Source organism: Comamonas sp., from assembly GCF_036666375.1.
Taxonomy (GTDB): domain Bacteria; phylum Pseudomonadota; class Gammaproteobacteria; order Burkholderiales; family Burkholderiaceae_C; genus Comamonas.
On the sequence record NZ_JAVWWA010000032.1, the window covers coordinates 36017 to 45222 of the forward strand.

The 9206-nt window shown below is 65.8% G+C and carries 10 protein-coding genes; 6 read left to right on the forward strand and 4 right to left on the reverse strand.

Annotation, left to right across the window (positions count from 1 at the left end; genetic code table 11):
* Window positions 1–5: 5 nt before the first annotated feature.
* The 4 genes from RR928_RS10295 to RR928_RS10310 form a co-directional block, all read right to left on the reverse strand.
* A complete protein-coding gene (locus RR928_RS10295; RefSeq protein ID WP_332536737.1) occupies window positions 6–983 on the reverse strand; it encodes a beta-ketoacyl-ACP synthase III in 978 nt (325 codons plus the stop codon).
* 12 nt (window positions 984–995) lie between these two features.
* On the reverse strand, window positions 996–2042 hold the full coding sequence (plsX, locus tag RR928_RS10300) for a phosphate acyltransferase PlsX (protein WP_332536735.1): 1047 nt from the start codon (window positions 2040–2042) through the stop codon (window positions 996–998).
* 112 nt (window positions 2043–2154) lie between these two features.
* Window positions 2155–2337 carry a 50S ribosomal protein L32 gene (rpmF, locus tag RR928_RS10305; protein ID WP_159917732.1) on the reverse strand — a complete coding sequence of 61 codons (183 nt, stop codon included), beginning with the start codon at window positions 2335–2337 and terminating at the stop codon, window positions 2155–2157.
* 180 nt (window positions 2338–2517) lie between these two features.
* A complete protein-coding gene (locus RR928_RS10310; RefSeq protein ID WP_332536733.1) occupies window positions 2518–3069 on the reverse strand; it encodes a YceD family protein in 552 nt (183 codons plus the stop codon).
* A 26-nt stretch (window positions 3070–3095) separates the two neighbouring features.
* Between RR928_RS10310 and RR928_RS10315 the strand changes: the two genes are divergently transcribed.
* The 6 genes from RR928_RS10315 (at window position 3096) to RR928_RS10340 (ending at window position 9107) form a co-directional block, all read left to right on the forward strand.
* On the forward strand, window positions 3096–3710 hold the full coding sequence (locus RR928_RS10315) for a Maf family nucleotide pyrophosphatase (protein ID WP_332536732.1): 615 nt from the start codon (window positions 3096–3098) through the stop codon (window positions 3708–3710).
* Window positions 3707–4495 carry an SAM-dependent methyltransferase gene (locus RR928_RS10320; protein WP_332549449.1) on the forward strand — a complete coding sequence of 263 codons (789 nt, stop codon included), beginning with the start codon at window positions 3707–3709 and terminating at the stop codon, window positions 4493–4495. Before RR928_RS10315 ends, RR928_RS10320 begins: the two co-directional genes overlap by 4 nt.
* Before the next feature lie 64 nt (window positions 4496–4559).
* Window positions 4560–5294: a sterol desaturase family protein gene (locus tag RR928_RS10325; RefSeq protein ID WP_332536730.1), complete on the forward strand. Its 735-nt coding sequence runs from the start codon at window positions 4560–4562 to the stop codon at window positions 5292–5294.
* Window positions 5295–6212 (forward strand): fatty acid desaturase, encoded by a 918-nt coding sequence (locus RR928_RS10330; protein WP_332536728.1) that lies wholly within the window; start codon window positions 5295–5297, stop codon window positions 6210–6212.
* A 17-nt stretch (window positions 6213–6229) separates the two neighbouring features.
* Window positions 6230–8161 (forward strand): beta-ketoacyl-ACP synthase III, encoded by a 1932-nt coding sequence (locus tag RR928_RS10335; RefSeq protein ID WP_332682426.1) that lies wholly within the window; start codon window positions 6230–6232, stop codon window positions 8159–8161.
* 10 nt (window positions 8162–8171) lie between these two features.
* Complete coding sequence (locus RR928_RS10340; protein WP_332549453.1) at window positions 8172–9107, forward strand: DUF6999 family protein; 936 nt, start codon at window positions 8172–8174, stop codon at window positions 9105–9107.
* Window positions 9108–9206 lie beyond the last annotated feature (99 nt).

Sequence of the window (9206 nt, forward strand, 5' to 3'; positions counted from 1 at the left end):
GCGGCTTACAGCTTCAGCAGCACCGCGCCCCAGGTGAAGCCGCCGCCCACGCCTTCGAGCAGCAGGTTCTGGCCGGGCTTGATCTGGCCGGAGCGCACGCCATGGTCGAGCGCCAGCGGAATCGATGCGGCCGAGGTATTGCCATGCTGATCCACAGTGACGATGACTTTTTCCATCGGCAGCTTGAGCTTCTTGGCCGTGCTCTGCATGATGCGGATGTTCGCCTGGTGCGGAATCAGCCAGTCGATGTCGGCATCGGTCATGCCGGCCTTGTCGAGCGTGGCGCGCGCGGCTTTCTCGAGCACGCCCACGGCCAGCTTGAACACCGCCTGGCCGTCCATCTTGAGCACCGGGTCACCAAGGATCTGGCCGCCCGAGACGTTGCCGGGAACGCACAGGATGGCGCTGTGCTTGCCGTCGGCATGCAGATCGCTGGCCAGGATGCCGGGCTGCTCGGAAGCTTCGAGCACCACCGCGCCCGCGCCGTCGCCGAACAGCACGCAGGTCGTGCGGTCGTTGAAATCGAGAATGCGGCTGAAGACTTCGGCGCCTATGACCAGCGCGCACTTGGCCGAACCGGTCTGGATCAGCGCATCGGCCACCGTGAGCGCGTAGACGAAGCCGCTGCACACGGCCTGCACGTCAAAGGCCGGACAGCCGTTGGCGCCAAGCTTGTGCTGCAGGATGGTCGCGGCCGAAGGAAAGACCATGTCGGGCGTGGAAGTCGCGACGATGATCAGGTCGACTTCCTCGGGCCTGCGGCCCGCGGCCTCCAGCGCCTTGCGCGCGGCCTCCAGACCCAGGTCGCTGCTCGTGACATCGGGTTCGGCGAAATGCCGTGCCCGGATGCCGGTGCGCTCGACAATCCATTCGTCGGAAGTTTCAATGCCACGCGTGGCCAGGTCGGCCTGCATGTCCTGATTGGTCACGCGCCGCGGAGGCAGATAACTTCCGGTGCCGGTGATGCGGGAATAAATTCTCATCTGTTTTTAAGCTCAAGACGCCGACACTGCCGGAACCGGAGTGGCTGGCACGGCGTCCAGCAAAGGAGCTGCACGGGCAATCCGGGACTGAACGCGGTCAAGCAAGTTATTGCAGGCCGCATCATACGCCCGGGTCAATGCGTACTCGAAAGCAATCGCATCCGCTGATCCATGGCTCTTGAAAACCAGGCCGCGCAGGCCCAGCAGCGCGGCACCGTTGTAGCGCCGGTGGTCCATGCGTTTCATCAGCGCCGACAGCACCGGATAGGCGACGACGGCCGCGAGCTTGGTGAGGATGTTGCGCTTGAACTCCTGCTTGAGTCCGTTGCTGATCATCGAGGCCACGCCTTCGCTGGTCTTGAGCGCCACGTTGCCGACGAAGCCGTCACAGACCACGATGTCGACCGTGCCCTTGAAGATGTCATTGCCTTCGACATTGCCGAAGAAATTGATGTCGCCCGCCTGGCCCGCCTTGCGCAGCAGCTCGCCGCTGCGCTTGATGACATCGCTGCCCTTGATGGCTTCCTCGCCGATGTTGAGCAGGCCGACCGAGACCTTGGAGTTCTCCTCGAGCGCCGAGACCAGGGCCGTGCCCATGAAGGCGAATTGCAGCAGATGCTCGGCGGTGCAGTCGACATTGGCGCCCAGATCGAGCACCGTGGTCGCATGGCCCTTGCTGTTGGGCAGCTGGGCGGCGATTGCCGGACGGTCTATGCCGTCGAGCGTCTTGAGCACGTAGCGCGCGATGGCCATCAGCGCACCGGTATTGCCGGCCGAGACGGCAGCGGCCGCGGCGCCCGACTTGACCTGCTCAATGGCCACACGCATGGAAGAGTCTTTTTTGCGCCGCAGCGCGACCTCGACGGGGTCATCCATGCCGACGACTTCGGACGCCGCCACCAGGGTGACGCGCTCATGCTGGAACGACTCCAGGCTTTCAGGCTTGCCTACCAGCAGCAGCCGCGCCTTAGGATGTTTGTCGAGAAACTGACGGCACGCCGCGAGCGTGACGCGGGGGCCGTGATCGCCCCCCATGCAGTCAACAGCCAGTGTGATCATGGGCGACTTGCGGACCTGCATTGAGGTCTCAAAGAAAAAATCATGCGTTCAAAAACACAAAAGCCCGCGCTACTTTTTTTGTAGCCGCGGGCCCTGTGGGAGCGGTCGAAGATCAGGCTTCAGACTTGTTCTTCAGCACCTGACGGCCGCGGTAGACACCGGTGGGGCTGATGTGGTGACGCAGGTGGGTTTCACCCGTTGTCGGCTCGACAGCGATGCCGGGCACGTTCAGAGCGTTGTGCGAACGGTGCATGCCGCGCTTGGAAGGGGATTTTTTGTTTTGCTGAACAGCCATGATGGCTCCTGAGTCTTGAAGGGGTTGGTAAAAAACGCGATCAGCCCATTGAAGACACGAGGGGATTCGCGAGAAGCCTAAGAGTATAACGCAAACATGAAGAAAGCGTAAATAACCCCCGAAGCGGCTTCGCCGCAGGCGGCTCCTGTGTCTTGTTTTAGGTGTGCGTGCAGCGGGAAATTATGGCTTGGGCTTGGAAATGCGCAGGCCGGCAAGCGCCGCAAAAGGATTGGGCTTCTCGCTGTTGGCCTGCTCGAAATCCTCGTCGCTCGAAGCCAGAGGCACAGCTTCGGGGCACTCATCATGCAACGGAACCACGGGCAGCTCCATCAACAGTTCGTCCTCGAGCAGTTCGAGCAGGTTGAATTCCTTGCTCAGCGCGAGCAGGTCCTCTTCGCTTTCGTCGTCGAGCGCTTCGGCCGTGGCCTCATCGGCGACAAAGCGGAAAGACCGCTCCACGTCGAGGGCGATAGGCGCGGGCGTGAGGCAGCGCTGGCAGATCATCGGCAGGTCGGTCTCGCCCTGCAGGTGCAGCCAGATCTGGGGCTCGGCGCCGGCTTCGGCGCGCAGCTCGCCCTCGGCGGCCCAGCGTACTTGCACACCGTCGTGCGGGCCCTGGGCTTCGAGCGCCAGGCGATTGAATTGCGAGAGCGGTTCCTGGCCTTCGATGTGCGCCTGCGCTTGCGCAAACGCCTTGACATCGAGCCGTTCCGGGGAAAATTCCTTGGTCATGGCGGCCAGTGTAAGAGAATCGGCCCATGCTTGAATCCCCTGCCACTCCGAACCCTTTGCGCCAGCGTCCCTTGATTCTGGGCTCGACCTCGCGCTATCGCCGCGAGCTGCTGACCCGTCTGGGCCTGCCTTTCGAGACCGCTTCGCCCGAAGTCGACGAAACGCCGCTGCCCGGCGAAGCGCCGCGCGCGCTTGCATTGCGCCTGGCGCAAGCCAAGGCCCGCGCCGTGGCCGCGCTGCACCCCGAAGCCATCGTGATCGGCTCCGATCAGGTCGCCGACCTCGCGGGCCAGCCGCTGGGCAAGCCGCTGACCCACGAGCGCGCGGTGCGCCAGCTGCAGGCCATGCGCGGCCAGACGGTGCTGTTCGAGACCGCCGTGAGCGTGGTGTGCCAGGCCAGCGGCTTTGCGCAGACCGAGCTGGCCACCGTCGAAGTGCAGTTTCGCGACCTGACGGACGACGAGATCGAGCGCTATCTGCGCGCCGAGCAGCCCTACGACTGCGCGGGCAGCGCCAAAAGCGAAGGCCTGGGCATCAGCCTGCTGACGCGCATCCTCAACGACGACCCGACCGCGCTGATCGGCCTGCCGCTGATCCGCACCACCGCGCTGCTGCGCGCCGCAGGAATGCAATTGCCATGAACACTTCCACCAAGCCTGCGCGCGGCACGCTGTACCTCGTTCCCGCGCCGCTGGACTTCGGCTGCGACAGCCAGTCCCCTTTGACCGATGTGCTGCCCGAAGCCACGCTGCGCCGCGCCGCCGGCCTCACGCACTGGATCTGCGAGAACGCCAAGAGCACGCGCGGCTACCTGAACCGCATCGCTCCCCTCTTCCCGCTCGCGGCAACGCTGCAGGAGCAGTCCATCGTCGAGCTGCCGCGTGAAGCGCACAAGAAGGGCGACCACGGCGACAAGGGCAGCGCGGTGTTCGACGCCAAGCAGCTGCTCGCGCCCGCGCTCGCCGGCCACGACATCGGCCTGGTCAGCGAAGCCGGCATGCCGGCAATTGCCGACCCGGGCAGCTCCATCGTGCGCGCCGCGCATGACCTGGGCCTGGCGGTGGTGCCGCTGGTCGGTCCGGTGTCGCTGCTGCTGACGCTGGCCGCCAGCGGCCTCAACGGCCAGAACTTCGCGTTTGTCGGCTATCTGCCCCAGGACAGCGCGGCGCGCGGCCAGCGCATTCGCGAGCTCGAGGCGCTGGCGCTGCGCCAGGGCCAGACCCAGCTGTTCATCGAGACGCCCTACCGCAACCCCGCGCTGTGGCAGGCGCTGCTGCAGACGCTGCAGCCCAACAGCCGCCTGGCGCTGGCCGCGGGCCTGACGCTGGCGACGGCGCGCATCGAGAGCCGGCTGGTGCGCGACTGGAAGCAGCTGCCCATGCCCGCCGACAACCGCACTCCCGTGGTGTTCGCCATCGGACGCTGAAACGCCGGCCGCGCAGCCGGCCATCATCGCGCCGGCTGGACGGCGTTCACGTCACGGAGACTTCATGGACACTGGTACCTGGTTCATCCAACTCTCAGCCTGGCAGGTCATGGCGCTGGGGCTGGTGTTTTTCGGCGGCCTGTATTGCCTCGGCGGCTGGGGCATGTCGGCGCTGACGCGCGCGCTCGCGCGCCGCGGCATAGGCCGGCCGCTCGATACCCGCGCACTCAAGCCCGACCAGCTGCGGCGCGAATGGCGCCAGTCGTTTCACTCGGTGCTGGTGTTCGGTCTGGGAATGATCGTGCCCTGGGGTTTTCTGCAGCTGGGCTGGGCGCGCCTGACGCCCGACGCCAGCGCCGGGCGCATTGCGCTCGAAATCGTGGTGCTGCTGATATGGAACGACGTGCACTTCTGGATCAACCATCGGCTGCTGCACACGCGCCGGCTGCTGCGCTTTCACGGCGACCACCACCGCTCGGTGGTCACCACGCCCTGGTCGACCTACAGCTTCCACCCCATAGAAGCCATGATGCTGGGCAACATCATCCTGCTGCCCATGCTGGTGCATGACTTCTCGTTCTGGTCGCTGGCCAGCGTGCCCGTGCTGAGCCTGCTGCTCAATGTAATTGGTCACGCTAATTACGATTTCTTTCCATCAGTCTCCGACACCCACCCGCTGGCAGCGAGCCGGCGCCACCATATGCACCATGCGCGCCCGGCCGGCAACTACGGCTTTGCACTCGCATTCATGGACCGGCTCATGCGCACCCAGGTCAAGACCGCGCCGGGCGCGCGCTAGATGGCGCGGCACCTTCCCCGGCTGCGCCATGGGCGCGACTGGCAATCGGTGGCCTACATGCTTGCGCTGCCGCTGCTGGTCTGGTGGCAATGGACCCATGGCTTCCACTGGCTGCTCTACGGCCTGACGCTGTTCCTGACGCTGGGCACGGGCGTGATCCACCACAACCATACGCACCTGCGCATGTGGCATGGCCGCCGCGCCAACCGCCTGACCGATTACTGGCTCACACTGCTGCAAGGCCACCCGACGTTCGTGTTCTGGCCTGCGCATGTGGGCAACCACCACCGTTTTCGCCATGGCCCGCGCGATATCGCGCGCACCTACCGGCCCGAATTCGGCGGCGATACCAACCACCTGTGGGGCTATCTGATCCACCCGCTGCAGGCGGGCCTGGTGCTCTACCCGCTGTTCCTGCGCTGGCTGGCGCGCCTGCGCAGGCATTCGCCCGGCGCCTTCCGCTACTGCATGGGCCAATACGCGCTGTGGCTGGGCAGCTGGGCCATCCTCTTGGCGCTCGACTGGCAAAAGGCGCTGCTGCTGGTGATCGTGCCGCAACTGCACGGCCTGCATTGGCTGCTCGCGACCAACTACCTGCAGCATGCGCATGCCGACGGCCGGCCGCTGACGCGCGCGCAGCGCAAGATGCCCGGCACGCCGCTGAATTACGCGCGCAATTTCGAAGGCTGGGTCAATCCGCTGCTGTTCAACATCGGCCTGCATACGGCCCACCATGAGCACCCCCAGGCCCACTGGTCGCAGCTGACGCGGCTGCATGCCGAGCATTACCGCCAGCGCGTGCACCCGGATCTCAACGAACGCGGCCTGCTGCCCTATATGGGCCGGGTGTTCGTGCTGGGCCTGGTCTGGCCCGCGGCGCGCACCCGGGCGCAGATGCCTGCCAACGCCATCCAATAATCAACAACCAATACGCCATGCCTGTCGCCTATTCCAACGTCTATCTTCAATCCGCGGGAATGTTCCTGCCCGGCGCACCCGTGGACAACGCGGGCATGGATGCGTTTGTCGCTCCGCTCAATCGCATCTCCGAGCGCCTCAAGCGCCGCATCCTGGCCGAGAACGGCATCCTGACGCGCCACTATGCGATCGACGGCGCGGGCGCGACCGTGTTCAGCAACGCGCAGATGGCCGCCGGCGCGATCGAAGCGACGCTGGCGGGAGCGGGCCGGTCGCTGGCCGATATCGGCTTTCTGTCCAGCGGTTCGTCGGGCGGGGATGCGCTGATGCCCGGCTTTGCGAGCATGATCCAGGGCGAGATGGCCGCGCCGCCGATGGAGACGCTTTCGGTGCACGGCGTCTGCGCGGCCAGCGTGGGCGCGCTGCAGGCCGCGGCCATGGCGGTGGAAAGCGGCGCCCATTCCCTGGCGCTGTCGGTGGCCAGCGAAATGCCTTCGCGGCTGTTCAAGCGCTCGCGCTTCGCGGCCCAGGGCTACGACACCGACTTCGACGCCCACTTCCTGCGCTGGATGCTGTCGGATGGCGCGGGCGCGGTGCTGCTGGGCGGCCCCCAGGGCCTGCCGCAGGTCAACGGCCTGCGGCTGAAACTCAAGTGGACCCACCTGCGCAGCTTTGCCGGCGACTACCCGGTGTGCATGCAGCTGGGCCTCACGGCCGACCGCAGCCAGAGCCATCTCGATTTCCCTGCCTGGGGCGATGCCGAGGCCGCGGGCGCGCTGGCGCTGCGCCAGGACATACGCCTGCTGCCGCACCTGTTCGACGTCTGCATCCACGAATACGCCGACCTCGCGCACAAGGGCTGGGTGCCGGAGCGCGGCATAGACCACTTCCTGTGCCACTACTCGTCCGAGCGCTTCATACCCGTGGTCGATGACCTGCTGGGCAAGGCCCAGCTGAGCATTCCGCGCGATCGCTGGTGGAGCAATCTGGCCTGGCGCGGCAACACCGGCGCGGCGTCGATCTTCATCATGCTGTCGGAGTTCCTGCAGCAAAAGGGCTCCAGCCTGAAAGCCGGCGACAGCGTGCTGTGCTTCATTCCCGAGTCCGGCCGCTTCACGGCCGGCTACATGCTGTGGGAGGTCGAGGCGGACACCCCGGCTCCCGCCTTGGCCGCCTATCCGCGCCCGCCCGCCCAGGCCGGCGACGCCATTGCCCATGACGCCCTGCCCGATGTCAGCACCATTGCGCCGCCGCATGACCCGGCAGCGGCCCCCAAGGCGCTGGCCCCGCTGCTGACCGAACTTGCCAGCATCTGGCAGGACTACCGCTCCAGCGTCTGGCGCACGCCGCTGCTGCAGCGCATACGCACGCGCCAGCTGCACACCGGCGACTATGTGCGCTGGATGAGCCAGTGGATTCCGCAGGTGCGCGAAGGCAGCCTGTGGATGCGCGAAGGCGCGGCCTCGCTGACCGGCGACTATGCGGCGCTGGCTGCGCTGATCGACCTGCATGCGGGCGAGGAGCAGAACGACTTCAAGATCCTGCACAGCGACTACCTCAAGGCCGGCGGCACGCAGACCGACATCACCGCGCTGCGACGCAATCCCGGCGGCGAGGCGCTCAATGCCTATCTGCACAGCCTGGCGGCGACACCCAACCCCATAGGCCTGCTGGGCGCGATCTACATCATTGAAGGCACGGGCCAGCGCATCGTGCCCAGCCTGCTGCCGCTGCTGCGCGCCGCGCTGGCCCTGCCGCCCGACGCCTTTCGCTTCCTCGAATACCACGGCGCCAACGACGAGCACCATCTCGAGCGCTGGCTGATGGCGGTGCAAATGACGCTGGAGCTCGACAGCACGGGCACGGCCCAGCAAGCCATATTGCAGTGCGCGCGCCACACGGCGGCGATGTATCTGATGCAGTTCCAGCATGTGCTGCCGGAACAATAAGGAAGCGCTGATGAAGAACGAATACACCGATCATCACTGGGACGAGCGCGATCCCAGCCCCTGGCTGGCGCTGTACCTAGACCAGAGCACGCCCCTGCCCGACGACGTCAAGGCCGCGTGGCTGCGCGACTGCAGCGGCAGCTCGCGCCAGTTCTTCCTGCCGCTGGTGCGCCCCATGGCACGCGTGTCGATGATCATCATCCAGCTGCTGAAGATCTTCCTGCCCAAGCGCTGGTCGCATTCCATGCTGCTGCACCGGCTGCTGGCGTTCAGCATGAACCGCTTTGTCTCGCCCGAGGCCAACTGGCTGATCATGCGGCACTTCCACCTGGGCTCGCAGGTGCTGTCCTTTGTCTCGGCGAATTCGCCCGTGCCGGTCAGCACCGCGCCGCTCAAGCCCATGACCATAGACGAGGTCAAGGACGAGCTGTTCCTGCGCCATGACCTGAACCTGTTCAATTTCGTCATCCGCCTGAACAAGGCCTTGCGCGCGGAAAACAAGGAGCTGGTGCCCGTGCCCGAGCCCGACTTCTCGATGCTGCACGAGCCAGAACTGCGGCTCGAGGACATGCCGCGCGGCCGGTTCAACCTGCTGGATCTGCAAAGCGCCATCGAGATCTATACGCCGGTCTACCAGCTGCTGCTGACCGACAACGACTTCTGGCGCGCGAGCAATTCGCTGCAGCTCGACGAGACCGTGGCGATCTACTGCGCCAAGATCCTGGCTTCACCCGAGCACCTGGTGCTGCTCAACAACAAGCACCCGCTGGTGCCGATGACCACCTTGTATGCGGCCTACCGCCTGGTGCTGCACGGGCTGTCGTCGGAAATGCTGCATGCGCTGCTGATGCGCATGGCGCGCGGCGAGATTCCGATTCCCGCGCGCGAATTCGCCAAGATGCACGACGCGGCGGAGGTGGTGGTCGGGCACGCCCCAATGCCATGAGCGCTGGCCGTTCATGCTTCGACAAGCTCAGCACGAACGGGGGGGTAGGCTCAGGGCGAACGGAGCGGGTAGGCTCAGGGCGAACGGAGCGGGTAGGCT